Annotated in this window: 24 protein-coding genes; 10 read left to right on the forward strand and 14 right to left on the reverse strand. The window is 52.1% G+C overall.

What is annotated here, in order from left to right:
• Window positions 1-1,022: 1,022 nt before the first annotated feature.
• The 8 genes from tdcA (at window position 1,023) to ACQ0PY_RS03140 (ending at window position 12,421) form a co-directional block, all read left to right on the forward strand.
• A complete protein-coding gene (gene tdcA, locus ACQ0PY_RS03105; protein ID WP_044255844.1) occupies window positions 1,023-1,961 on the forward strand; it encodes a transcriptional regulator TdcA in 939 nt (312 codons plus the stop codon).
• A gap of 99 nt (window positions 1,962-2,060) precedes the next feature.
• On the forward strand, window positions 2,061-3,050 hold the full coding sequence (gene tdcB / locus ACQ0PY_RS03110; RefSeq protein WP_042998242.1) for a bifunctional threonine ammonia-lyase/L-serine ammonia-lyase TdcB: 990 nt from the start codon (window positions 2,061-2,063) through the stop codon (window positions 3,048-3,050).
• Window positions 3,051-3,084: 34 nt separating this feature from the next.
• On the forward strand, window positions 3,085-4,416 hold the full coding sequence (gene tdcC / locus ACQ0PY_RS03115; protein ID WP_042998241.1) for a threonine/serine transporter TdcC: 1,332 nt from the start codon (window positions 3,085-3,087) through the stop codon (window positions 4,414-4,416).
• 31 nt (window positions 4,417-4,447) lie between these two features.
• On the forward strand, window positions 4,448-5,656 hold the full coding sequence (gene tdcD / locus ACQ0PY_RS03120; RefSeq protein WP_109739811.1) for a propionate kinase: 1,209 nt from the start codon (window positions 4,448-4,450) through the stop codon (window positions 5,654-5,656).
• A 33-nt stretch (window positions 5,657-5,689) separates the two neighbouring features.
• Entirely contained in the window at window positions 5,690-7,984 is a 2,295-nt protein-coding gene (gene tdcE / locus ACQ0PY_RS03125) for a 2-ketobutyrate formate-lyase/pyruvate formate-lyase (RefSeq protein ID WP_109739812.1), read from the forward strand.
• Between the two features lie 85 nt (window positions 7,985-8,069).
• Complete coding sequence (gene tdcG / locus ACQ0PY_RS03130; RefSeq protein ID WP_109739813.1) at window positions 8,070-9,434, forward strand: L-serine ammonia-lyase; 1,365 nt, start codon at window positions 8,070-8,072, stop codon at window positions 9,432-9,434.
• A gap of 320 nt (window positions 9,435-9,754) precedes the next feature.
• Window positions 9,755-11,086 (forward strand): SLC5/6 family protein, encoded by a 1,332-nt coding sequence (locus ACQ0PY_RS03135; RefSeq protein WP_042998237.1) that lies wholly within the window; start codon window positions 9,755-9,757, stop codon window positions 11,084-11,086.
• Between the two features lie 21 nt (window positions 11,087-11,107).
• Window positions 11,108-12,421 carry an L-cysteine desulfidase family protein gene (locus tag ACQ0PY_RS03140; protein WP_044255832.1) on the forward strand — a complete coding sequence of 438 codons (1,314 nt, stop codon included), beginning with the start codon at window positions 11,108-11,110 and terminating at the stop codon, window positions 12,419-12,421.
• A gap of 92 nt (window positions 12,422-12,513) precedes the next feature.
• On the opposite strand, the gene ACQ0PY_RS03145 is transcribed toward ACQ0PY_RS03140, so the two are convergent.
• Together ACQ0PY_RS03145 and ACQ0PY_RS03150 are read right to left on the reverse strand one after the other, a co-directional pair.
• Window positions 12,514-12,675, reverse strand: coding sequence for a hypothetical protein (locus ACQ0PY_RS03145; RefSeq protein ID WP_164566090.1), 162 nt, complete (start codon window positions 12,673-12,675; stop codon window positions 12,514-12,516).
• A gap of 19 nt (window positions 12,676-12,694) precedes the next feature.
• A complete protein-coding gene (locus ACQ0PY_RS03150) occupies window positions 12,695-13,396 on the reverse strand; it encodes a pirin family protein (RefSeq protein WP_042998235.1) in 702 nt (233 codons plus the stop codon).
• 104 nt (window positions 13,397-13,500) lie between these two features.
• Here ACQ0PY_RS03150 and yhaJ point away from each other — a divergent pair, with 104 nt between their 5' ends.
• A complete protein-coding gene (yhaJ, locus tag ACQ0PY_RS03155; RefSeq protein WP_044255829.1) occupies window positions 13,501-14,397 on the forward strand; it encodes a DNA-binding transcriptional regulator YhaJ in 897 nt (298 codons plus the stop codon).
• 50 nt (window positions 14,398-14,447) lie between these two features.
• Here yhaJ and ACQ0PY_RS03160 read toward each other — a convergent pair whose 3' ends face one another.
• The 12 genes from ACQ0PY_RS03160 to exuT form a co-directional block, all read right to left on the reverse strand.
• Window positions 14,448-14,807 carry a DUF805 domain-containing protein gene (locus ACQ0PY_RS03160; RefSeq protein WP_044255826.1) on the reverse strand — a complete coding sequence of 120 codons (360 nt, stop codon included), beginning with the start codon at window positions 14,805-14,807 and terminating at the stop codon, window positions 14,448-14,450.
• Window positions 14,808-15,030: 223 nt separating this feature from the next.
• Entirely contained in the window at window positions 15,031-15,396 is a 366-nt protein-coding gene (locus tag ACQ0PY_RS03165) for a DUF805 domain-containing protein (protein ID WP_044255823.1), read from the reverse strand.
• Between the two features lie 123 nt (window positions 15,397-15,519).
• Window positions 15,520-16,509 (reverse strand): glutathione S-transferase family protein, encoded by a 990-nt coding sequence (locus ACQ0PY_RS03170; protein ID WP_109739814.1) that lies wholly within the window; start codon window positions 16,507-16,509, stop codon window positions 15,520-15,522.
• Window positions 16,510-16,577: 68 nt separating this feature from the next.
• Window positions 16,578-16,970: a DoxX family protein gene (locus ACQ0PY_RS03175; RefSeq protein ID WP_042998230.1), complete on the reverse strand. Its 393-nt coding sequence runs from the start codon at window positions 16,968-16,970 to the stop codon at window positions 16,578-16,580.
• A gap of 274 nt (window positions 16,971-17,244) precedes the next feature.
• On the reverse strand, window positions 17,245-17,538 hold the full coding sequence (locus ACQ0PY_RS03180; protein WP_042998229.1) for a YqjK-like family protein: 294 nt from the start codon (window positions 17,536-17,538) through the stop codon (window positions 17,245-17,247).
• A complete protein-coding gene (locus tag ACQ0PY_RS03185; protein WP_043001753.1) occupies window positions 17,528-17,932 on the reverse strand; it encodes a phage holin family protein in 405 nt (134 codons plus the stop codon). The genes ACQ0PY_RS03180 and ACQ0PY_RS03185 overlap by 11 nt, the downstream gene beginning before the upstream one ends.
• A gap of 2 nt (window positions 17,933-17,934) precedes the next feature.
• Window positions 17,935-18,240 carry an ElaB/YgaM/YqjD family protein gene (locus ACQ0PY_RS03190; RefSeq protein WP_042998228.1) on the reverse strand — a complete coding sequence of 102 codons (306 nt, stop codon included), beginning with the start codon at window positions 18,238-18,240 and terminating at the stop codon, window positions 17,935-17,937.
• 33 nt (window positions 18,241-18,273) lie between these two features.
• The gene (locus ACQ0PY_RS03195; protein WP_042998227.1) at window positions 18,274-18,642 is read right to left on the reverse strand and encodes a DUF1090 domain-containing protein; all 369 of its coding nucleotides are present in this window, start codon (window positions 18,640-18,642) and stop codon (window positions 18,274-18,276) included.
• A gap of 148 nt (window positions 18,643-18,790) precedes the next feature.
• Window positions 18,791-19,174: an EnvZ/OmpR regulon moderator MzrA gene (mzrA, locus tag ACQ0PY_RS03200; RefSeq protein WP_042998226.1), complete on the reverse strand. Its 384-nt coding sequence runs from the start codon at window positions 19,172-19,174 to the stop codon at window positions 18,791-18,793.
• 3 nt (window positions 19,175-19,177) lie between these two features.
• On the reverse strand, window positions 19,178-19,840 hold the full coding sequence (gene yqjA, locus ACQ0PY_RS03205; RefSeq protein WP_042998225.1) for a DedA family general envelope maintenance protein YqjA: 663 nt from the start codon (window positions 19,838-19,840) through the stop codon (window positions 19,178-19,180).
• 338 nt (window positions 19,841-20,178) lie between these two features.
• Window positions 20,179-20,955: a transcriptional regulator ExuR gene (gene exuR / locus ACQ0PY_RS03210; RefSeq protein ID WP_042998224.1), complete on the reverse strand. Its 777-nt coding sequence runs from the start codon at window positions 20,953-20,955 to the stop codon at window positions 20,179-20,181.
• Between the two features lie 137 nt (window positions 20,956-21,092).
• A complete protein-coding gene (exuT, locus tag ACQ0PY_RS03215; RefSeq protein ID WP_042998223.1) occupies window positions 21,093-22,394 on the reverse strand; it encodes a hexuronate transporter ExuT in 1,302 nt (433 codons plus the stop codon).
• 470 nt (window positions 22,395-22,864) lie between these two features.
• Between exuT and uxaC the strand changes: the two genes are divergently transcribed.
• Window positions 22,865-24,277, forward strand: a complete 1,413-nt coding sequence (gene uxaC, locus ACQ0PY_RS03220) for a glucuronate isomerase (RefSeq protein WP_109739815.1) — start codon at window positions 22,865-22,867, stop codon at window positions 24,275-24,277.
• Window position 24,278 lies beyond the last annotated feature (1 nt).

A 24,278-nucleotide genomic window follows, 5' to 3' on the forward strand; every position in this document is an offset into this window, starting at 1 on the left:
AAGAACCCCGCCACCAGGCGGGGTTTTGCTTTGTAGATAATGTAGATGAATGACTGTCCACGACGCTACACCTGAAAGAAAGCGGTTTACCGGTCAGCTTCACCACTTTCATGTAGAAACCCGCTTCGGCGGGTTTTTGCTTTGCAGATGATGTAGACGATGACTGTCCACGACGCTATACCTGGAAGAAAGCGGCTTACCGGTCAGCTTCACCACTTTAAGAACCCCGCCACCAGGCGGGGTTTTGCTTTGTAGATAATGTAGATGAATGACTGTCCACGACGCTATACCTGGAAGAAAGCGGCTTACCGGTCATGACGCTTCGCTTATCAGGCCTGTGAACGGTGAAGGGGAACGGGAACCTGTAGGGCAGATAAGATACGTCGCATCGCCATCCGGCAGCGTTCTGGAACCTGCGGCTATTAAGAAATTTCTTGTTATGTGACAGCCAACACAAAACGCTACTTTCTATGAATATCTCGATAGAAACAAAAAGCAATCGATCGACTTCACAAAATTACGCGCTGCAAAAACAGAGAAACTCAGTGTTAATATATTGTTGTGAATGATAATTGTTTGTGTGTATATATTTAATTATTGATAAATTCAATGTTTATTTATAAACAAACAGGGCTAAAAAATGTGATGTATAACATTATTTAATCCAATTTATGTTTTAAACATAATTAAATTTGAGGGATTGCGCATTAAATTTAATGAACAAATTGACCATTAACTGCACGATAATTGCTTGAAATATCGTCATTCCTCATTTTTAGATATGAGGGGAAAATAACGCGTGTTATCGCCATAAAATATTGTTATCCCCCCCTATTTTTTTGACAAAAATCAGACTAAAGTGACATGATGTTTATATAACTAATTGAATGCAAAAGGTTTATTTATTTACAAATAACCACTTGAAATATAGGTGAAGGCAATTTGTGAGTGGTCGCACATATCCTGCTTCATGTAATTTGTTACACTTCACGCCGTCAACAAGGTTATTAACGCAGGTCGATATGAATACGTTTGCTCTCCCAAAAACACAGCAGTTGGTGGTCTTTCAGGAAGTAATCAGAAGCGGTTCTATCGGTTCTGCGGCAAAAGAGTTAGGGTTAACTCAGCCAGCTGTTAGTAAAATTATTAACGATATTGAAGCTTATTTTGGCGTTGAGTTGGTGGTTCGCAAAAATACCGGCGTCACCTTAACTCAGGCAGGGCAGGTTTTACTCTCATGGTCCGAATCCATCACCCGTGAGATGAAGAACATGGTGAATGAGATGAACAGCATGACCGACAACACGGTGGTTGATATCTCATTCGGGTTTCCTTCGCTGATTGGCTTTACCTTTATGTCCGATATGATCCAGAAGTTCAAAGAGGTCTACCCAAAATCACAGGTCTCCATGTATGAGGCGCAACTCTCCTCATTCCTGCCGGCGATCCGCGACGGGCGACTGGACTTTGCGATTGGTACGCTCAGCGATGAAATGAAATTGCAGGATCTGCACGTCGAACCGCTTTTTGAGTCGGAGTTCGTGCTGGTGGCGAATAAGTCCCGAACATGCACCGGCACCACCACACTGGAATCGTTGCAGAACGAACAGTGGGTGTTGCCACAAACGAATATGGGCTACTACAGCGAACTCCTCACCACCCTGCAAAGAAATGGCATTAGCATCGAAAACATCGTTAAAACCGACTCCGTTGTGACCATTTACAATCTTGTTCTCAATGCTAATTTTCTGACAGTGATTCCGTGCGATATGGCCGCACCCTTTGGTTCGAACCAGTTTATTACTCTCCCTGTGGAAGAATCGTTACCCATTGCTCGCTATGCCGCAATATGGTCAAAAAACTATCGTATTAAAAAAGCCGCATCGGTTTTGGTTGAATTAGCCAAAGAGTATTCATCTTATAAAGGTTGCAGACGAAAGCAATTAATTGAAATTAACTAACCGATTAAATTTAATTTAATCCTCAATTCATACCATCGTTCTTAATATCAGACGTTGGTTACGGCTATCTATTACTTTACTATCAGGTAAGAGGTTACAATGCACATTACTTACGATCTCCCGGTTGCCATTGAAGATATCCTCGAAGCAAAAAAACGACTGGCGGGGAAAATATATAAAACAGGCATGCCTCGCTCAAACTATTTTAGTGAGCGCTGCAAAGGGGAAATATTCCTTAAGTTTGAAAACATGCAGCGTACCGGCTCATTTAAAATTCGTGGCGCATTTAACAAACTCAGTTCATTGACGGATGCGGAAAAACGTAAAGGCGTTGTCGCTTGTTCAGCGGGTAACCACGCTCAAGGGGTTTCTCTCTCCTGCGCGATGCTGGGTATTGATGGCAAAGTGGTGATGCCGAAGGGGGCGCCGAAATCGAAAGTGGCCGCCACCTGTGACTACTCGGCGGAAGTAGTGCTGCACGGCGATAACTTCAACGACACTATCGCCAAAGTCAGTGAGATTGTCGAAATGGAAGGGCGTATTTTTATCCCGCCTTATGACGATCCGAAAGTGATTGCCGGCCAGGGTACTATCGGTCTGGAAATTATGGAAGACCTGTATGACGTCGATAACGTGATTGTTCCTATCGGCGGCGGCGGTTTAATCGCCGGTATTGCTATTGCTATTAAATCTATTAACCCGACCATTAAAGTGATTGGTGTGCAGTCTGAAAACGTACACGGCATGGCGGCGTCTTATCAGGCTGGAGAAATAACCACGCACCGAACGACCGGCACCCTGGCGGATGGTTGTGATGTTTCCCGCCCGGGTAAATTAACTTACGAAATTGTGCGTGAATTAGTGGATGACATTGTCCTGGTCAGCGAAGACGAAATTCGTAACAGCATGATTGCTTTAATTCAACGCAACAAAGTGGTGACAGAAGGTGCTGGTGCACTGGCATGTGCTGCTTTATTAAGCGGGAAATTAGATGCCTATATCCAGAACAGAAAAACGGTCAGCATTATTTCTGGCGGCAATATCGATCTTTCTCGTGTATCGCAAATTACGGGTTTAGCAGACGCGTAAATCCGGCTATTAATCTCTTCGTTGAGGATAGGATATGAGTACTTCTGACAGCATTGTATCCAGCCAGACAAAACAGTCGTCCTGGCGTAAATCAGACACCACCTGGACACTGGGTTTATTTGGTACAGCCATCGGCGCCGGGGTGTTGTTCTTCCCCATCCGCGCAGGATTTGGCGGCTTAATCCCCATTCTTTTGATGTTGGTACTGGCGTACCCCATCGCTTTTTATTGCCACCGTGCGCTGGCGCGTCTGTGTCTGTCTGGGTCAAACCCGTCCGGCAACATCACGGAAACGGTTGAAGAGCACTTTGGTAAGACGGGCGGCGTGGTCATCACGTTCCTCTATTTCTTCGCGATTTGTCCGCTGCTGTGGATTTATGGCGTCACCATTACCAACACGTTCATGACGTTCTGGGAAAACCAGTTACAGTTGCCGGCGCTGAACCGTGGTTTTGTGGCGCTGTTCCTGCTGCTGCTGATGGCGTTCGTTATCTGGTTTGGTAAGGATCTGATGGTTAAAGTGATGAGCTACCTGGTATGGCCGTTCATTGCCAGCCTGGTGCTGATCTCGCTGTCGCTGATCCCTTACTGGAACTCTGCGGTGATCGACCAGGTCGATATCAGTAATATCGCCTTAACCGGTCACGATGGCATTCTGGTCACCGTGTGGCTGGGGATTTCCATCATGGTGTTCTCGTTCAACTTCTCGCCGATCGTTTCGTCTTTCGTGGTCTCTAAACGTGAAGAATATGAGAAAGATTTTGGCCGTGAATACACCGAGCAGAAATGTTCTCAGATCATCTCTCGCGCCAGCATGCTGATGGTCGCTGTGGTTATGTTCTTCGCCTTTAGCTGCCTGTTCACGCTCTCTCCGGCAAACATGGCAGATGCGAAAGCACAGAACATTCCGGTACTGTCTTATCTGGCAAACCACTTCGCTTCCCTGTCCGGAACGAAGTCGACTTTCGCCATCGTGCTGGAATATGGCGCCTCGATTATTGCGCTGGTTGCCATCTTCAAATCCTTCTTCGGTCACTACCTGGGCACGCTGGAAGGGCTGAATGGTCTGGTGCTGAAGTTCGGTTACAAAGGCGATAAAACGAAGGTTTCCTCCGGCAAACTCAACACCATCAGCATGATCTTCATCATGGGGTCCACCTGGATTGTGGCTTACGCCAACCCGAACATTCTGGACCTGATTGAAGCGATGGGTGCGCCGATTATTGCCTCACTGCTGTGCCTGCTGCCGATGTATGCCATTCGTAAGGCACCGTCACTGGCGAAATATCGCGGTCGTCTGGATAACGTGTTTGTCACCGTCATCGGTCTGCTGACCATTCTGAACATCGTGTACAAACTGTTTTAATCCTTAAGCTCAGGATGAGCGGAGTAGTGAAATGAATGAGTTTCCGATAGTTCTGGTTATTAATTGTGGATCGTCTTCAATTAAGTTTTCAGTACTGGATGCAAATAACTGCGACGTATTAATGGCAGGCATTGCGGATGGTATTAACTCGGAAAATGCGTTCTTATCGGTAAATGGAGGTGAGCCAGTGACGCTGGCTCACCACAGCTACGAAGGCGCATTAAAGGCGATTGCGTTTGAACTGGAAAAACGTAATTTAAATGACAGCGTGGCCTTAATTGGCCACCGTATTGCCCACGGCGGAAATATTTTTACCGAGTCAGCAATTATTACTGATGAGGTCATTGACAATATTCGCCGTGTTTCACCACTGGCACCATTACATAATTACGCCAATCTGAGCGGGATTGAATCCGCACAGCATCTGTTCCCCGGCGTCACGCAGGTGGCGGTGTTTGATACCAGCTTCCATCAGACCATGGCACCAGAAGCTTACCTGTATGGCCTGCCGTGGAAGTATTTCGAAGAGCTGGGCGTGCGGCGTTACGGCTTCCACGGAACGTCGCACCGCTATGTTTCTCAACGCGGGCATGAACTGCTTGCGCTGTCCGAACAGGACTCCGGCCTGGTGATTGCCCACCTCGGCAACGGTGCGTCAATTTGTGCCGTCCGTAATGGTCACAGCGTCGACACGTCAATGGGGATGACGCCGCTGGAAGGGCTGATGATGGGCACGCGTAGCGGCGACGTGGACTTCGGCGCGATGGCGTGGGTCGCCAGTGAAACCCAACAGACTCTGAGCGATCTGGAGCGGGTAGTGAACAAAGAGTCCGGTCTGCTCGGGATTTCTGGCCTGTCGTCCGACTTAAGGGTGCTGGAAAAAGCCTGGCATGAAGGACACGAGCGCGCACAGCTGGCAATTAAAACCTTTGTTCACCGCATTGCCCGTCATATTGCCGGACATGCCGCTTCGTTACACCGTCTGGACGGCATTATTTTCACTGGCGGTATTGGTGAGAACTCAGTATTAATTCGTCGTCTGGTGGTTGAGCATCTGACGGTATTGGGAGTGAATATCGACAGCGACCGAAATAACCTACCGAATTCTCATGGCGAGCGCATTATTTCCACCCCTGATGCCCGGGTTATTTGCGCCGTAATACCGACGAACGAAGAAAAAATGATTGCGCTCGATGCGATTCAATTAGGCCGCATTAACGCAGCCGTGGAATACGCCTAATTTATTTGTTGTTCTGTAGAGAGATTATTTTTCATGAAGGTAGATATCGATACCAGCGATATGCTGTATGCCGAAGCATGGCTTGGCTTTAAAGGTACGGACTGGAAAGAAGAAATTAATGTCCGTGATTTTATTCAGCACAACTATACGCCTTATGAAGAGGATGAATCCTTCCTTGCTGATGCAACGCCTGCCACTACGGCATTGTGGGAAAAGGTGATGGCGGGCATTCGTATCGAAAACGCGACCCATGCGCCGGTCGATTTCGATACCAATATTGCGACCACGATTACTGCGCACGATGCGGGTTACATTGAGCAGGAACTGGAGAAGATTGTCGGCCTGCAAACGGATAAACCGCTGAAACGTGCGCTGCATCCGTTTGGCGGCGTCAACATGATCAAAAGCTCGTTCGATGCTTATGGTCGTGAGATGGATCCGAACTTCGAGTACCTGTTCACCGAACTGCGTAAAACCCACAACCAGGGCGTTTTTGACGTCTATTCTCCGGACATGCTGCGCTGCCGTAAATCCGGTGTGCTGACCGGTTTGCCGGACGGTTATGGTCGTGGGCGCATTATCGGTGATTATCGTCGCGTGGCGCTGTACGGCATCCGCTATCTGGTGCGTGAGCGTGAGCTGCAGTTCGCCGATCTCCAGTCAAATCTGGAGTGGGGACAGAATCTGGAAGCCACGATTCGCCTGCGTGAAGAGCTGGCGGAGCACCGTCGCGCGTTGCTGCAAATGCAGGAGATGGCGGCGAAATATGGCTGTGATATCTCTCGCCCGGCGCGTAATGCGCAGGAGGCGGTACAGTGGGTCTACTTTGCCTATCTGGCGGCGGTGAAATCGCAAAACGGCGGCGCGATGTCGCTGGGCCGCACCGCATCGTTCCTCGATATCTATATTGAGCGCGATTTCAATGCCGGTATCCTGACAGAGCAACAGGCGCAGGAGTTGATCGACCACTTCATCATGAAGATCCGGATGGTGCGTTTCCTGCGTACGCCGGAGTTTGACACGCTGTTCTCCGGCGATCCGATCTGGGCGACCGAAGTGATCGGCGGGATGGGGCTGGATGGTCGCACGCTGGTGACCAAAAACTCCTTCCGCTATCTGCATACGCTGCACACGATGGGGCCGGCACCGGAGCCAAACCTCACCGTGCTGTGGTCAGAAGCGTTGCCAGTCGCGTTTAAAAAGTATGCCGCACAGGTCTCTATCGTCACCTCGTCACTGCAATATGAAAACGACGATCTGATGCGGACCGACTTTAACAGCGACGACTATGCGATCGCCTGCTGCGTGAGTCCGATGGTTATCGGTAAGCAGATGCAGTTCTTCGGGGCGCGCGCCAATCTTGCCAAAACGCTGCTGTACGCAATCAACGGCGGGGTGGATGAGAAGCTGAAAATCCAGGTGGGGCCGAAAACCGCGCCGTTGCTGGACGACGTGCTGGACTACGACACGGTGATGGACAGTCTGGACCACTTTATGGACTGGCTGGCGGTGCAGTACATCAGCGCACTGAACATCATCCATTACATGCACGATAAGTACAGTTACGAAGCGTCGCTGATGGCGCTGCACGATCGTGACGTCTATCGCACGATGGCGTGCGGGATTGCCGGACTGTCGGTAGCGGCGGATTCGCTCTCTGCAATTAAGTACGCGACGGTGAAACCGGTTCGCGACCATAACGGGCTGGCGGTCGATTTCGTGATTGAAGGGGAATATCCACAGTACGGCAATAACGATGAGCGCGTGGATAGCATTGCCTGCGATCTGGTTGAACGCTTTATGAAGAAAATTAAAGTGTTGCCGACCTACCGGAACGCGGTACCGACGCAGTCGATTCTGACTATTACCTCCAATGTGGTGTACGGACAGAAAACCGGTAACACGCCGGACGGTCGTCGCGCGGGGACGCCATTTGCGCCGGGCGCTAACCCGATGCACGGGCGTGACCGTAAAGGCGCTGTCGCCTCGCTGACTTCCGTGGCGAAACTGCCGTTCACTTACGCGAAGGACGGGATTTCGTACACTTTCTCGATTGTGCCTGCGGCACTCGGCAAAGAGGATCCGGTGCGAAAAACCAACCTGGTCGGGCTGCTGGATGGTTACTTCCACCATGAAGCGAACGTGGAAGGCGGTCAGCACCTGAACGTTAACGTAATGAACAAGGAGATGTTACTGGATGCCATTGAACATCCGGAAAACTATCCGAACCTGACGATCCGCGTCTCCGGCTACGCTGTGCGCTTCAACGCGCTCACCCGTGAGCAGCAGCAGGACGTCATTTCGCGTACTTTCACCCAGGCGATGTAACGTTATCGGGGCGGTCTGCGGGTCGCCCCGATTCACTATGCGTATGAAAACCTGGTCTCCACTGAACGAGTCTGAGGGTGTAGAAATGATTAGCGCATTCGATATTTTCAAACCTGGCATTGGTCCTTCCAGCTCTCATACCGTAGGGCCGATGAATGCAGGAAAACGGTTTATCGATCAACTGGTCAGCAGTGGAAGCTTATCGCGCACGACGCGCATGTCGGTTGATCTGTATGGTTCACTGGCGCTGACCGGAAAAGGCCACGCGACCGATACCGCCATTATGATGGGGCTGGCCGGAAACTCGCCGCAAAGCGTCAACATTGACGCCATCCCCGCGTTTATTGACGAGGTGACCCGTACCGGCCGCTTGCCGGTTGCTGAAGGTACACATGTCGTCGATTTCCCGGTTACCGATAGCATTGTTTTTCATGGTGAAACGCTGCCAAGGCACGAGAACGGAATGCGGATCACCGCCTGGGAAAACCAGGAAACGCTGCTGTGTAAAACCTACTACTCGATTGGCGGCGGGTTTATCGTGGATGAAGAGCGCTTTGGTCAGGCGCATGACGTGGAAGCGCCGGTCCCTTATGATTTTCATTCCGCCAGCGAACTGCTGAAACTGTGCGAACGCAATGGCCTTTCAGTCTCCGGGCTGATGATGCAAAACGAACTGGCGCTGCGCAGCAAGGCGGAGATTGATGCCGGATTTGCTCAGATCTGGGAAGTGATGCACGCTGGCATAGAACGCGGGATGAATACCGAAGGCGTCTTACCCGGCCCGCTGAATGTACCGCGCCGCGCGGTGGCGTTACGCCGTCTGCTGGTCTCCAGTGACAGTCTCTCCAGCGACCCGATGAACGTCATCGACTGGATCAACATGTTTGCTCTCGCAGTCAGTGAGGAGAACGCGGCGGGCGGACGCGTGGTGACCGCGCCCACCAACGGGGCATGCGGCATTATTCCAGCCGTTCTGGCCTATTACGATAAATTCCGTCGTCCGCTGAATGCCAACTCCATTGCCCGCTATCTGCTGGCGGCAGGGGCCATTGGGGCATTGTACAAAATGAATGCGTCAATTTCCGGGGCGGAAGTTGGCTGTCAGGGGGAGATCGGCGTGGCCAGTTCCATGGCGGCGGCGGGGTTGACCGAACTGCTGGGCGGTAGCCCGGCGCAGGTTTGCATCGCGGCGGAAATTGCCATGGAGCACAACCTCGGCTTAACCTGCGACCCGGTTGCCGGGCAGGTGCAGATCCCGTGTATTGAGCGCAATGCGATCAACGCAGTCAAGGCGGTCAACGCCGCACGTATGGCGCTGCGCCGCACCTCCGAACCGCGTGTCTCGCTGGATAAAGTCATCGAAACGATGTACGAGACGGGTAAGGACATGAACGATAAGTACCGCGAAACATCACGCGGTGGTTTAGCGATCAAAGTGGTGTGCAGTTAGCGAACGCCAGAAAGCTTGCCCGATAAACCTGCGCCATCGGGCATTTTATCCATTGTCAGCCATCTAAAAGCACACGTCGGTGTGCTTTTTTGTTGTGATCTTCTTCAAATTTAGAAAAAAATGACACGTAATTCTTTTTAAGTAGGAAAATTTTCTTAACCAATAGAAAATATCAGGGTTATTTTGTGACGTTTTTCTCTGCGCCTGAGCGTATCCTTTTTTTCATTCTAATGACTCGCCTGCAAACCCCGTACCGCGTATCGCCTTGATGCGGCACGACAAAAATTAAAAATATACCCTACATAATGAGCGAGAATTTTATGGAAACGGCAACGAACAACAGCGTAGTGCTCGACGCCAGCGCCCCGGCGCGCCGGGCGGGAATGACGGAAAGCGAATGGCGGGAAGCGATTAAATTCGACAGCATCGACACCGGCTGGGTCATTATGAGTATCGGGATGGCGATTGGCGCGGGGATTGTTTTTCTCCCGGTGCAGGTCGGTTTGATGGGGCTGTGGGTCTTTTTGCTCTCATCGGTCATCGGTTATCCCGCCATGTATCTGTTCCAGCGTCTGTTTATTAACACGCTGGCGGAATCCCCGGAGTGCAAAGATTATCCCAGCGTCATCAGTGGGTATCTGGGGAAAAACTGGGGCATCCTGTTAGGCGCACTGTATTTTGTGATGCTGGTTATCTGGATGTTTGTCTATTCCACCGCAATCACCAACGACAGCGCCTCCTATTTGCATACTTTTGGTGTGACAGAGGGACTGTTATCCGATAACCCGTTCTATGGTCTGGTGCTGATTTGCATCCTGGTCGCCATCTCCTCACGCGGCGAAAAGCTGCTGTTCAAAATTTCTACCGGCATGGTGCTGACCAAACTGCTGGTCGTGGCGGCACTGGGCGTATCGATGGTTGGGATGTGGCACTTATACAACATTGGCGCGCTGCCGCCGATGGCGCTGTTGGTGAAGAATGCGATTATCACGCTGCCGTTTACCCTGACCTCAATCCTGTTTATCCAGACCCTGAGCCCGATGGTGATTTCCTACCGTTCCCGTGAGAAATCCGTTGAGGTGGCGCGTCATAAAGCGCTACGTGCCATGAATATTGCCTTCGGCATTTTGTTTGTCACCGTGTTCTTCTATGCCGTCTCCTTTACGCTGGCAATGGGACACGACGAAGCGGTTAAAGCCTATGAGCAGAATATCTCCGCGTTGGCGATTGCTGCACAGTTCATCAGCGGCGCGGGCGCCGGTTGGGTGAAAGTTGTGAGTGTCATCCTGAATATTTTCGCCGTGATGACCGCGTTCTTTGGCGTCTATCTCGGCTTTCGCGAAGCCACGCAGGGGATTGCGATGAACATTCTGCGCCGCAAACTGCCGGCTGAGAAGATCAATGAAACGCTGGTACAGCGTGGCATCATGGTGTTTGCCATTTTACTGGCCTGGAGCGCTATTGTGCTTAACGCACCGGTTCTGAGCTTTACGTCGATTTGTAGCCCTATTTTCGGCATGGTGGGATGTTTGATCCCCGCCTGGCTGGTCTACAAAGTACCTGCATTGCACAAATACAAAGGGGTGTCGCTGTATCTGATTATCGTCACCGGTTTGCTGCTGTGCGTATCTCCGTTCCTGGCTTTTTCCTGATTTATCCTGAAGGTTGTTGTTATGTCTGAGACTATAAAAAATCCGTTGTGGCAGCGTTTCATCCGCGCAGTACAGGAAGAGGTGAAACCTGCGCTGGGCTGTACGGAACCGGTTTCTCTGGCGCTGGCGGCCGCGGTTGCGGCCTCTGAACTGCATGGCGCGGTGGAGCGAATCGATGCCTGGGTCTCGCCCAATCTGATGAAAAACGGACTGGGGGTGACGGTGCCGGGAACCGGTATGGTTGGGCTGCCCATCGCTGCCGCGCTGGGAGCACTGGGCGGGAATGCGAATGCCGGACTGGAGGTGCTGAAGGATGCCTCCGCGCAAGCCATTGCCGATGCGAAGGCGATGCTGAAAGCGGGCAAGGTGTCGGTGATGTTGCAGCAACCCTGTGATGATATCCTGTTTTCTCGCGCGAAGGTCTATAGCCATGACGGCTGGGCGTGCGTCACCATTGTCGGCGGTCATACTCACATTGTGCGGATCGAAACCGATACCGGCGTGAAGTTTACTCAGCAAGCGAACGCGGACGATGAGGCGCAGGAATCGCCGCTCTCGGTACTTTCTGAGACCACGCTGGAAGAGATTCTGGCATTTGTGAATACCGTACCGTTCGACGCTATTCGTTTTATTCTCGACGCCGCCCGACTCAACGGCGCGCTGTCACAAGAGGGGCTGCGCGCAACCTGGGGGCTGCATATCGGTGCGACGCTGCAAAAGCAGTGCGCACGCGGTCTGCTGGCAAACGATCTTTCGACGGCGATCCTTATCCGAACCAGCGCGGCGTCGGATGCGCGTATGGGCGGCGCGACGCTGCCTGCCATGAGTAACTCCGGCTCCGGCAATCAGGGGATCACCGCTACGGTACCGGTGATGGTGGTGGCCGAGCACTTTGGCGCCGATGAGGAGAAACTGGCGCGTGCGCTGATGCTTTCCCATCTGAGTGCGATCTACATACACCATCAGCTCCCGCGTCTGTCGGCGCTGTGTGCCGCGACGACCGCCGCGATGGGGGCAGCGGCAGGGATGGCCTGGCTGGTGGACGAAGGGCGCTACAGCACGATCTCGATGGCGATCAGCAGCATGATTGGCGATGTCAGCGGAATGATTTGCGATGGGGCATCTAACAGTTGCGCGATGAAGGTCTCCACCAGTGCTTCTGCGGCGTGGAAGGCGGTGCTGATGGCGTTGGACGATACGGCGGTTACGGGTAACGAAGGGATTGTGGCGCACGACGTGGAGCAGTCTATTGCCAACCTGTGCGCGTTGGCGTGTCATTCCATGCAGCAAACGGACAAACAGATTATCGAGATCATGGCCCATAAAGCGCATTAAGTGAAGGGCTGACTGCCTGAAGGCGCGACGCTATCCGGCCTACGAATATGCAGGCCGGATAATGCGCTTGCGCAGTCATCCGGCAATGAGGTTCAGGCGGCAGCTTCTTCCTCGGACAGACGAACTTCGGCGTCTGCGACAATCGCTTCCAGCTCGGTCAGCATCGCCTCGTAGTCAAACGCACGGGGCGCGGTGTTGGTTTCTGCCGTTGCCACTTTCCCTGTCGGGGCCTGTTTTTTTGCTTTCTTACTCATACACCACTCCGGTTACCGATTACACCGGCAAATCTATCAGCAAAGCGCGTAACGGCGTATCGGCAACGAGCGTTATGTTAGCTTCGTCACGAATAAAGGCTCCGTCGCCACAGGTCAGCGCTTCACGCGCTTCATCGTGGGTGACGGCGTGAAAGGTGCCATGAATGGACTGCAAATAAGCGCGCGGGCCATGAAGCTGAAAACTCAGCGACTCGCCCTGATCCAGCTCAATATGGTGTACCCACGCCTGCTGGCGCAGCTGTAGACTGCCGTTCTCACCATCGGGTGAGGCGATCAGTTGCTGTTTAACCTTCGTCAGTTTTGTCTTCTGCACCAGAGCATTCTCGCGCTCAGGACAGGCGTCGAGCCACAATTGCATACGCGTAAGCGGTTTGTCTTTGCTGATATTATGTTCGCTGTAGCTGATACCCGGCTGCGCCGCGAGCAGCAACGCTTCACCCGCCTGGGCCTGCACGTGGTTGCCTTCACTGTCACGATACTCTGCAACGCCTTCAAGAATCAGATTGAGCACGTCTACCTTTGGCCAGGTGCGCGGCTGGAAGGACGCGCCGGGTGCCAGTACTTCCTGATTGAGCACGCGCAGCGATGCGTAGCCCAGCAGTTTCGGGTCGAAATAGTGTCCAAAGGAGAAGGTATAACGGGCCTGCAGCCAGCCGTAGTCTGCTTGTCCGCATTGTTTGGCTGTTCGGGTAGTAATCATAGTTCTTGACCTCTCTTTACTTCCTTTTATGTTAAGGGGCTGGACGCTGCATTGTTAGCCAGATATTCTGCCCGGTATGTTCAAATTTCCTGAATGAGAACGATATGGCCAAAGAAAGGGCGTTAACGCTAGAGGCATTACGCGTAATGGATGCGATAGATCGCCGCGGTAGCTTCGCCGCAGCGGCGGATGAACTGGGGCGCGTGCCGTCAGCGCTTAGCTACACCATGCAGAAGCTGGAAGAAGAGCTGGATGTGGTGTTGTTTGACCGCTCCGGACATCGAACAAAATTCACTAACGTTGGGCGCATGCTGCTGGAAAGAGGGCGTGTGCTGCTGGAGGCGGCAGATAAGCTCACCACAGACGCTGAGGCGCTGGCGCGAGGGTGGGAGACGCATCTGACTATTGTGACCGAGGCGCTGGTGCCGACCCCGGCCTTCTTCCCGCTGATCGACAAACTGGCTGTTAAAGCCAATACGCAGCTTTCAGTGATCACCGAGGTGCTGGCGGGGGCGTGGGAACGCCTGGAACAGGGCCGGGCGGATATTGTTGTGGCACCGGACATGCACTTTCGTTCATCGTCAGAAATTAACTCCCGCAAGCTGTATACCCTGATGAACGTTTATGTTGCCGCGCCGGATCACCCGATTCATCAGGAGCCGGAACCGCTGTCGGAAGTGACGCGGGTGAAGTATCGCGGCGTAGCGGTCGCGGATACCGCGCGTGAACGTCCGGTATTAACCGTGCAACTGCTGGATAAGCAAGCGCGCCTTACCGTCAGCACCATCGAAGATAAGCGTCAGGCGTTACTGGCAGGATTAGGGGTGGCGACGATGCCGTATCCGCTGGTGGAACAGGATATTGCAGAAGGACGGCTGCGCGTGGTCAGCCCGGAATCGACCAGCGAGATTGACATCATTATGGCCTGGCGGCGAGACAGTATGGGAGAAGCAAAGGCCTGGTGCCTGCGTGAAATACCCAAACTCTTTATGAAAAAATAACGCGTTGCGGATGACTGATATCGGGGCAAAAAGATTGCCCCGAAAAAGGATTAATTAATCTCGTTTTGCTTAGGATCGGCACCAAAACGGTTAGCACCGGCAGTACCGTTCTGACACAGGAATACAATAATAACGATTGTTCCGATAATCGGAATCAGGCTGAGCAGCAACCACCAGCCGGAGCGCTCGGTATCGTGTAAACGACGGATCGCCACCGCAATGCTCGGCAGCAGAATGCCAAGGCTATAAATAATTGAGATATAGGGTGTTTCCATGCCGATTACAGCCTGAATAACATTCAGGACTGCACAGATGATCATGTTGATTAACGCAAACATCCAGTACTCTTTTCGACGTGCGCGACCGCTGAAACCGGTATAATTTTTTATTACACTCAAATACCAATTCATATAACATCCTTATTAATTAAAAGAGGGCAAAATATAGCATGGTATTTTATGAAGGTCATTTGCATTCTAATTAATTAAGAAAATCGCAGGAAAAATATATCTATTGTTAATAGTTTTAAGAAATATGTTTTGAATCTGAATCAGTATCCGGGCGCTAACCAGAACAACAGGTTAGCGTAAATAAAAGGATCAAGGCAGCGGGTAACGCTGCCTTTTCACTTTCTCAGGGGAGAGATTTTGGATCAGGTCCGAAGCGGTTTTCGCCGGGCGTGCCGTCCTGACAGTTAAAAATGAGGATCACCAGCCAGCCGATGACGGGGATCAGTAACAACAACAGCCACCAGGCCGATCGATCGGTGTCGTGCAGACGTCGAAACTGAACTGCCCACCAGGGTAAAAAGACGAGAATTCCGTAAATTGTTGTCAGAATGCCTTCTCCTCCGGCACGCTGCCAGCCCAGGAGTTTATCCAGTACGCCGAGAACGAATGTCAGAATGACGTTGACCAGAATAAACATCCAGTACTCTTTCCGCCGGGCGCGTCCGCCAAAGCCGATATAATTTCTTAAAACCTTTAAGTACCAATCCATTTTTACCTCAATCGTGTGTCAATCACTTGTTTTTAAAGCAATCAAAGAAAGAATAGTTGCGAATGATGAGAGGGTAAATATTTGAAGGGTAAATTGAGCAGGCACCCTGAAGGGTGCCTGGGTTCACTTGGCGAAACGGCTGTCACGCCCGTGTGGTTCTTTGAGGTCTTGCCACGGGCCAATAGAGATAATGCCTGTCGGGTTAATCGTCTTATGGCTGCGAAAATAGTGGTGGCGAATATGGTCAAAATTGACCGTTTCCGCGATGCCTGGCATCTGATAAATATCGCGCAGGAAACCATACAGATTGAGATAGTCGCTGATGCGATGCTTGTCGCATTTGAAATGCGTGACATACACCGGATCAAAGCGGATGAGTGTTGTCCACAGGCGAATATCAGCCTCTGTAAGCCGATTACCTGTCAGATAGCGATGCTGACCGAGGATCTGCTCCAGCCGCGCCAGCGCGGTAAAGACGTTTTCTACCGCGTCATCATAGGCTTGCTGACTGGTAGCGAAGCCCGCTTTATAGACGCCATTGTTAACGTTGTCATAAATCCAGCCGTTCAGTTCGTCGATCTTGTTGCACAGTTCTGGGGGATAGTAGTCCCCGGCTTTTGCCCCTTGCGCATCGAACGCCGTATTGAACATGCGAATGATTTCAGCAGATTCATTACTGACGATCGTATGGTTCTTTTTATCCCACAAAACAGGCACGGTGACGCGGCCGCTGTAATGGGGATCGGCGTGCAGGTAAAGCTGATACAGAAATTCGTGCTGATATAAGGTATCGCCTGTGGCCGCCGGAAAATCATCGTCAAAGGTCCAGCCGTTTTCCAGCATCAGTGGATTTACGACCGAGACGGAGATAAACGGCTCCAGACCCTTGAGCTTACGCAGGATTAACGTACGGTGCGCCCACGGACAGGCGAGAGAAACATACAGGTGATAGCGATCTTTTTCTGCCGCAAAACCGCCTTCGCCGGAAGGACCCGGCGCACCATCCGCCGTGAGCCAGTTGCGGAATGCCGATACCGAACGTTGAAATTTGCCCCCGGTGGATTTGGTATCATACCAGGTATCATGCCAGACGCCGTCGATCAGTTGTCCCATGTTTTTTCCCTCAGATAGCAAAAACGAGGAGAAAATCCCCTCGTTCTTTTTCATTCATTATAGAGCGCTTACCACTTTTTGTTCAGTACACGGTCGAGACTGAATGCGCCCGGACCGGTGATGCCGAGCAGCAGGAAGCCGCCAGCGATGGTCAGGTTTTTCATGAACATCAGTGAGTTCACGCCTTCCGCAAAGTTGCTGTGGAAGATAAACGCGGTCAGCAGTGTAAAGCCTGCGGTAAACAGCGCGGTGGTACGGGTCAGGAAACCGAACAGAATCGCCAGACCGCCGCCGAACTCAAGCAAAATGGTCAGTGGCAGCAGGAATCCCGGAACGCCCATCGCTTCCATATACTGTTGGGTACCTGCGTAACCGGTGATTTTTCCCCAACCTGCGGTAATAAACAGGATTGGCATCAGAATACGCGCTACCAGTACACCAACATCTTCTAATTTTTTCATTCTTCTCTCCAGGAACTACACAGACTGCTGAGTTTGTTTTTTGGGTGCAATTTCGCGGCGTTCCGCGTCATTGCTGTCGATGGAGAGAATCATAAGCGTGAAGAATGAGAATTGTTAGCAAGGAAAACTGTCAATATTTTTCAAAAAATTTGATTTTGTAGTGGGGTGATATTGTGGATGGGTAAGCGAAGCGCTCCTGGTACCGTTGCCGGATGGCGGCTACGCCTTATCCGGCCTACATATGGAATGTGAGAGTCGGATAAGCGAAGCACCCTCAGGCAACGGTTGAGCGTAGCGTCTTTTTAGCCAGTCGCCAGACGCTCCACACGCCAAACCCGCGCTTTGCCCAACGCACGAGCAGGTTAGGGTGGCGAATCGTCCAGACGGCCATCACACTGCTGCCGACCAGCGCCCAGGAGCGCAAACTCAGTAGGGTGTTCCAGCCACGATCGTAAGCGCCCGTGGCTTCCAGCCAGTCACGACGACTGGCTGAAAGATCCAGCCGTTGCTGTTGGATCTCACGAAGCAGTCGGGCCTTACGTTGTTCACGTTCGACTTTACCGCTCACGGCTCTCCTCCTCGAGCAATTGCCGGTCATTTGCCAGTTCATGGCGCGTATGGCGTAACAATGTGGAGCGCCGCGCTTTTCGCAGCGTCCATATCCCGCCAATCAGCGCCAGTGCCAGCAGCACGACCGTGGTGGCAATCATCGCATTGAGCCGATACTGCGGGTCAACGGCCCAGATGACTAACACCATCAGGCTCATCAAACCAAATGCAGCGAAGAGCATGGTGAGTCCCAGCATCAGCAGAAGCTGAAAAAGGTTCGCCTTTTCTTCTTCAAGCTCGACGACGGCCAGACGTAACCGCGTTTCCACCATCTCAACGAGAAGAGTGACAATCCGCTGCCCGATACCCAGAACGCTTTTCCCGGGCCCTTGCGCGTGATGAGGATCCGCCATCATTAACGACGCGTCAGCAGAACGCCCAGCACGACGCCCACGGCCGCACCAATCCCGACGCCGGTCCACGGATTTTCGCGCACATAGTCATCAGCACGCGCAGCGGCTTCACGAGTCTGTTTAGCAATGGCATCACCCGTTTCACCGAGGCGATAGCGGCTCTCTTTTAGCGCGCGCTCGGCTTTGCTGCGGATCTTACTCAACTCTTCTTTCGATTTATCACCAGAGGAGTTCAGCACCTCTTCCAGCGTATCGGCCAGGGATTTCAACTCAGCGCGCAGATGTTCCGATGTGTTTTCTTTCGACATAGTTTTCTCCAGGTGAGTAAGTGGTACTGATACTTAGTAGTCGCGAGCTTCGAGCTCTTTCAGTTCCGCTCGCGCTTCAGCCAGTTTACGCTCGCGTTTGGCAATTTTGTCCGCATCGCCTTTTTGCTTCGCTTCGGCGAGGTCGCGCTGACGTTCGGCGATCTCTTCTTTCTGCTCAGCAATTTTTTCCTGATGATCGGCACGCAGCTTGCTGTCAGTACAGTGGGCCCTGACTTCGCTGAGCGCTTTTTTTAGCCCATTGATGCGATTCTGGTTATTGTGCTTCTCGGCGTAGCTGATCTCCCGTTGAATATCCTGCTCTTTTTGCTGGCATAGCGTGTTAGCGTAGCTGCCAGCACTGAGAGCGAAAAGGGAGATAGCGAAAGCGATGCGGTATTTCATTCTTGAACCTTCCATTGTGACTCGTCCCCATGAATTCAGGAACGATGATCCAGTGATAAAGCGACAGGGTGACCCCATCGCCTCATTAATCATAGACATTAATCGCAGAAATCACCAAAGTGGGTGATATGATTCGGATTCCTGGAGATTACCCTACCCGATGTGGCGTATCGCGTAAACGTGACAACCACTGGACGGCCTGATTGTTATCATCCTGCTGGGCAATGATGTAGCCGCGCGGCAGCGTTTTGTCGAGCACCGCTTTGGCGGCGGCACTCTGGGCGCTGGAATCGAAAGTGATGAGCAGAGTGTCGTTCTTTGGTGTAATGCTTTTAAAACGAATGCCGTTAGCGTCGAGGTGATGCCAGATCGAGAAGCCGTCCGGCATGCTGGCCCCCTGGTGGACGGCGCGGATCGCCAGCGTGGATTCTTGCTGACGAACCGTTGACCAGACCAACAGCATGGCGCTCAACGTCAGCAGAAACGCGGTGCTCCAGGCCAGTTGTTTAAGGGTTATACGCGGTTTCAGCATCCCTTACCCTCGATTCCCGTATTTCTTTTTCCACAGGACGACCAGTGAACCGCCCAGGCCAAAAACCAGTAGCACGACGGGTAACAGCATCAGGCATGACATCAGTTGATCTTCATACTTCAGAAACACCGGCGTTTTCCCCAGCAGATAACCCAGGCTGGTTAAAATCAGCACCCACAGCAAGCCACTCATCCAGTTGAAAAATTGAAAGCGGGCATTATTCAGGCCGGATAAGCCAGCGATGGTCGGCAGCAAGGTACGAACAAACGCGATAAAACGACCAATCAGCAGGGCGGAAAGACCATGCTTATGGAATAAATGGTGAGCGCGTTGATGATAGTGGGCTGGCAGGTGCGATAACCAGTTTTGTACGATGCGGGTATTGCCCAGCCATCGGCCCTGAATATAGCTCAGCCAACAACCGAGGCTTGCGGCTGCGGTCAGCAACAGAATGGTTTGCGGAAAGCCCATGGCGCCTTTGGCAATCAGAACACCCACTAACACCAACAAACTGTCGCCAGGTAAAAAGGCGGCTGGCAGCAACCCGTTCTCCAGAAACAGAATCATAAATAAAACAAAATACAGCATGCCAATCATGGAAGGATTGGCCAGTGTTTCAAAATCCTGCGCCCAGAGGGCATGCAGTAATTGAGTCAAAAGTTCCATTCAGTATTCCAGGTCGAATTGGTTAACGTCACGCCGGGTTAAACAGTTTGCTACGCCGCATCATTGTTAGTGTTTTACATGGTGTGCGGACGGCGCAAAGCCGCGGCCTGAACTATTCCCTGTTAAAAGTTATGAAGTAAGCAAGCACTGACAAACATAAATTCGAATTGCATCTAATTGTAACAAAGGTCAACGTAGTCCGTTATAGAAATTACACGTCCTTGAAATGTGATTTTGCTGATCGCAGGAGAGGGTGGCGAGAGGATTTACACAGGCTGACACTTTATACCTTTCGCTTACTGACAGGCGCAACGGCGCGCCTGTCGAATCAAGAACGTTTATTTTGTCGCGTTAGCCGCCGTATCGAGATGAACGACCGGATTTTCGGCAAACAGATAACGGTCGGCATTAAATTCAAAATCGTCGCTGGTTTCATTGAACAGCATGATTTTTGTGTTCTCGAGATGCTGCCACATCGCCAGTTTTGCCGCATGCGGGTCTTTGCGGATCAGTGCCTTCAGGATTTGATCGTGGTCGTCGCACCAGTTATCGACGGTACGCGCATCAATATGTTCGTGCAGTTTCTTCCAGTACGGGTTGTGACTGCGCTGAGTCCACATTTTTTCCACGATAGCGGCCAGTGCGGAGTTCTGCGTGGCTAACGCGACCTGAATGTGGAATTGCAGGTCCCATTCGGAGTCGCGGAAACATTTTTCGTTGCGCGCCTGTTCCTGGATCGTCATCAGTTTCATGATGTCCTGCTTGGTGACCTGGGTGGCGGCAAACTCTGCAATATTGCTTTCGATAAGCTGACGCGCCTGGAGTAATTCAAAAGGACCGTAGTTGGCAAACTCCAGCGACTCGTCGGTGACCTGCTGGTGGCGCGGTTGGTTGGAAATCACATGAATCCCGGACCCCTTACGGACCTCAACATACCCTTCGACTTCCAGCATGATGATGGCTTCACGAACCACGGTACGGCTGACATTTTTTTCATCGGCAATAAAACGCTCTGCAGGCAATTTATCACCCACCAGGTAAACGCCCTGTTCGATGCGCTCTTTTAAATCAGCAGCAAGTTGTTGATACAAACGTCGTGGTTCGGTGATTTCCATATGCACTCCAGGCATGATACGGCAGACTGTATTTGTTATACCACTTTCGCGAGTTTGGCTCTATACGCAGAAACGAAAAAGCCGCCTGCGGGTGCCAGCAGGCGGCTGAGATTGCTTATGCGTTATCCGTCGGCAGGCTAACTTTGCGCTGCCGGTTCATCAAACTGCGGGCCAGAATCAACTTCACTGGCCGGTTTGTTTTGCAGCACGGTCCAGATAACCAGCGCGCCCAACAGGTCGAACACGGCCAGTACTGCGAACAGCGGGCTGAAGCCAATGGTGTCTGCCAGCGCACCGACCACCAGGGCGAACAGCGTACTCGCCAGCCAGGCAGACATCCCGGTCAGACCGTTCGCCGTGGCCACTTCGTTACGTCCAAAGACATCAGAAGAGAGTGTAATCAGCGCACCGGACAGGGCCTGGTGAGCAAAACCACCAATACACAGCAGCATAATGGCGATGTACGGGCTGGTGAACAGACCGATCATCCCTGGGCCAATCATCAGCACAGCACCCAGCGTAACGACCATTTTTCGTGAGACAATCAGGTTGACGCCAAACCAGCGCTGGAACAGCGGCGGCAGGTAACCCCCCACGATGCAACCGAGGTCAGCAAACAGCATCGGCATCCAGGCGAACATTGCAATTTCTTTCAGGTTAAAGCCATAGACTTTGAACATGAACAGCGGGATCCAGGCGTTAAACGTCCCCCAGGCCGGTTCTGCCAGAAAACGCGGCAGGGCGATACCCCAGAACTGGCGGTTACGCAGGATCTGCACGAGTGACATTTTCTTTTTGGTGCTGTTTTTGTGCTGCGCTTCCTGGCCATTAATAATGTAGTCGCGCTCTTCGTCCGTCAGTTTTTTCTGATCACGCGGATGCTTATAGAAGATAAGCCAGGACATGGCCCAGATGAAGCTCAGGGCACCAGAGATAATGAACGCCATCTGCCAGCTGTGCATCACGATCGCCCAGACAACCAACGGCGGGGCAATCATCGCACCGATAGAGGAGCCGACGTTAAAGTAGCCGACCGCAATGGAGCGTTCTTTCGCCGGGAACCATTCGGAACTGGCTTTCAGCCCCGCCGGGATCATCGCGGCTTCTGCCGCACCGACCGCGCCGCGCGCCAGCGCCAGGCCCCCCCAGCTTCCTGCCAATGCGGTTGCGCCACAGAAAACGGCCCATAACACGGCAAACATTGCATAGCCTATTTTGGTGCCCAGTATATCCAGCACATAGCCGGCAACAGGTTGCATGACAGTGTAAGCAGCAGAATAGGCTGCGATGATATAGGAGTACTGTTGGGTGGAGATGTGCAACTCTTCCATCAGAGTTGGCGCAGCTGCCGCCACAGTGTTACGCGTCAGGTAACCCAGCACGGTGCCAAGCGTCACCAGCGCAATCATGTACCAACGTAACCCTTTAATTTTACGCATGTAAAACCTCATCGTTTTGTTATTTCCGCAAAGATCGCGGTCATCTTCCTGCCTGTGGCAGAGGATGCTGTTTACGACGGGGTAACCAAAAAAAGCCGGTACGCCCGAACGTTGCCATAAATAAATTTTGCTAATTCGGTTTCCGTACCGGTCAATCCGATGATGAATCATCGGTAACTATGCATTCCGTCGGCTTATGTATCGCGACGGCAGAAAGATAACTTGTCATACAACTTTAAAAGGTGAGTGCCATCACAAAAGTATGAATCTTAGCGTGGTTATTATTTCGATTAGGCGATGCCAGAGCTGGCGCGGCTTGAGGCGATGTTTACCACTTCGAGGGTAAACAATTTGTCGGTATTTATTGATCTATCTCACGAAAATATCTACAGGTTATGGAAATTGGTGTGATAACTTTGTCAGCATCGCTACATAAGCAATCAGACGCACTCGTTGAGAGGAAGACGATAATGACCCCGTTTATGACAGAAGATTTTCTACTTGATACTGAATTTGCCCGCCGTCTGTATCATGATTATGCGAAAGACCAGCCTATCTTCGATTACCATTGCCATCTGCCGCCACAGCAAATCGCCGAAGACTACCGGTTCAAGAATCTGTATGACATCTGGCTGAAAGGCGACCATTACAAATGGCGCGCGATGCGCACTAACGGTGTCGCTGAGCGCCTGTGTACCGGCGACGCTTCCGACCGCGAGAAGTTTGACGCGTGGGCGGCGACGGTTCCGCATACGATCGGCAACCCGTTATACCACTGGACGCACCTTGAACTGCGTCGCCCATTCGGCGTGACAGGTAAGCTGCTTTCTCCGTCGACTGCGGACGAAATCTGGAATCAGTGCAACGAACTGCTGGCGCAGGATGAATTCTCCGCACGCGGCATCATGCAGCAGATGAACGTGAAAATGGTCGGCACGACTGACGATCCGATCGATTCGCTGGAGCATCACGCAACGGTCGCAAAAGACAGCAGCTTCTCCGTGAAAGTTTTGCCAAGCTGGCGTCCGGATAAAGCCTTCAATATTGAGCAGGCGACCTTCAACGATTACATGGCAAAACTGGGTGAAGTGTCGGACACCGACATTCGCCGCTTTACCGATCTGCAAAGCGCGCTGACCAAACGTCTGGATCATTTTGCGGCGCACGGCTGCAAAGTTTCCGACCACGCGCTGGATGTGGTGCTGTTCGCAGAGTCCAGCGACGCTGAACTGGATAGCATTCTGGCACGTCGCCTGGCAGGCGAGACGCTGAACGAACATGAAGTGGCGCAGTTCAAAACGGCTGTGCTGGTGTTCCTGGGGGCGGAATATGCGCGTCGCGGTTGGGTACAGCAATACCATATTGGCGCCCTGCGCAATAACAACCTGCGCCAGTTCAAACTGCTGGGGCCGGATGTGGGCTTTGACTCCATCAACGACCGTCCGATGGCGGAAGAGTTATCAAAACTGCTCAGCAAACAGAATGAAGAAAACCTGTTGCCGAAAACCATTCTCTACTGCCTGAACCCGCGCGATAACGAGGTGCTGGGCACCATGATCGGCAACTTCCAGGGGGAAGGGATGCCGGGCAAAATGCAGTTCGGTTCCGGCTGGTGGTTCAACGATCAGAAAGACGGCATGGAACGTCAGATGACGCAACTGGCGCAATTGGGTCTGTTAAGCCGCTTTGTCGGCATGCTGACCGACAGCCGCAGCTTCCTGTCTTATACCCGTCACGAATACTTCCGTCGCATTCTCTGCCAGATGGTTGGCCGCTGGGTGCAGGCCGGTGAAGCCCCGGCAGATAGTCAACTGCTGGGCGAGATGGTGAAAAACATTTGCTTTAACAATGCGCGTGATTACTTCGCCATTGAACTGAACTAAG

The organism is Citrobacter sp. LST-B2 (assembly GCF_057983045.1).

Excerpts from the sequence above, each read along its gene's own strand:
- tdcA (WP_044255844.1), top strand. The coding sequence starts at position 1,023 with ATGAATACGTTTGCTCTCCCAAAAACACAGCAGTTGGTGGTCTTTCAG.
- tdcB (WP_042998242.1), top strand. The coding sequence starts at position 2,061 with ATGCACATTACTTACGATCTCCCGGTTGCCATTGAAGATATCCTCGAA.
- tdcC (WP_042998241.1), top strand. The coding sequence starts at position 3,085 with ATGAGTACTTCTGACAGCATTGTATCCAGCCAGACAAAACAGTCGTCC.
- tdcD (WP_109739811.1), top strand. The coding sequence starts at position 4,448 with ATGAATGAGTTTCCGATAGTTCTGGTTATTAATTGTGGATCGTCTTCA.
- tdcE (WP_109739812.1), top strand. The coding sequence starts at position 5,690 with ATGAAGGTAGATATCGATACCAGCGATATGCTGTATGCCGAAGCATGG.
- tdcG (WP_109739813.1), top strand. The coding sequence starts at position 8,070 with ATGATTAGCGCATTCGATATTTTCAAACCTGGCATTGGTCCTTCCAGC.
- ACQ0PY_RS03135 (WP_042998237.1), top strand. The coding sequence starts at position 9,755 with ATGGAAACGGCAACGAACAACAGCGTAGTGCTCGACGCCAGCGCCCCG.
- ACQ0PY_RS03140 (WP_044255832.1), top strand. The coding sequence starts at position 11,108 with ATGTCTGAGACTATAAAAAATCCGTTGTGGCAGCGTTTCATCCGCGCA.
- ACQ0PY_RS03145 (WP_164566090.1), bottom strand. The coding sequence starts at position 12,675 with ATGAGTAAGAAAGCAAAAAAACAGGCCCCGACAGGGAAAGTGGCAACG.
- ACQ0PY_RS03150 (WP_042998235.1), bottom strand. The coding sequence starts at position 13,396 with ATGATTACTACCCGAACAGCCAAACAATGCGGACAAGCAGACTACGGC.
- yhaJ (WP_044255829.1), top strand. The coding sequence starts at position 13,501 with ATGGCCAAAGAAAGGGCGTTAACGCTAGAGGCATTACGCGTAATGGAT.
- ACQ0PY_RS03160 (WP_044255826.1), bottom strand. The coding sequence starts at position 14,807 with ATGAATTGGTATTTGAGTGTAATAAAAAATTATACCGGTTTCAGCGGT.
- ACQ0PY_RS03165 (WP_044255823.1), bottom strand. The coding sequence starts at position 15,396 with ATGGATTGGTACTTAAAGGTTTTAAGAAATTATATCGGCTTTGGCGGA.
- ACQ0PY_RS03170 (WP_109739814.1), bottom strand. The coding sequence starts at position 16,509 with ATGGGACAACTGATCGACGGCGTCTGGCATGATACCTGGTATGATACC.
- ACQ0PY_RS03175 (WP_042998230.1), bottom strand. The coding sequence starts at position 16,970 with ATGAAAAAATTAGAAGATGTTGGTGTACTGGTAGCGCGTATTCTGATG.
- ACQ0PY_RS03185 (WP_043001753.1), bottom strand. The coding sequence starts at position 17,932 with ATGGCGGATCCTCATCACGCGCAAGGGCCCGGGAAAAGCGTTCTGGGT.
- ACQ0PY_RS03190 (WP_042998228.1), bottom strand. The coding sequence starts at position 18,240 with ATGTCGAAAGAAAACACATCGGAACATCTGCGCGCTGAGTTGAAATCC.
- ACQ0PY_RS03195 (WP_042998227.1), bottom strand. The coding sequence starts at position 18,642 with ATGAAATACCGCATCGCTTTCGCTATCTCCCTTTTCGCTCTCAGTGCT.
- mzrA (WP_042998226.1), bottom strand. The coding sequence starts at position 19,174 with ATGCTGAAACCGCGTATAACCCTTAAACAACTGGCCTGGAGCACCGCG.
- yqjA (WP_042998225.1), bottom strand. The coding sequence starts at position 19,840 with ATGGAACTTTTGACTCAATTACTGCATGCCCTCTGGGCGCAGGATTTT.
- exuR (WP_042998224.1), bottom strand. The coding sequence starts at position 20,955 with ATGGAAATCACCGAACCACGACGTTTGTATCAACAACTTGCTGCTGAT.
- exuT (WP_042998223.1), bottom strand. The coding sequence starts at position 22,394 with ATGCGTAAAATTAAAGGGTTACGTTGGTACATGATTGCGCTGGTGACG.
- uxaC (WP_109739815.1), top strand. The coding sequence starts at position 22,865 with ATGACCCCGTTTATGACAGAAGATTTTCTACTTGATACTGAATTTGCC.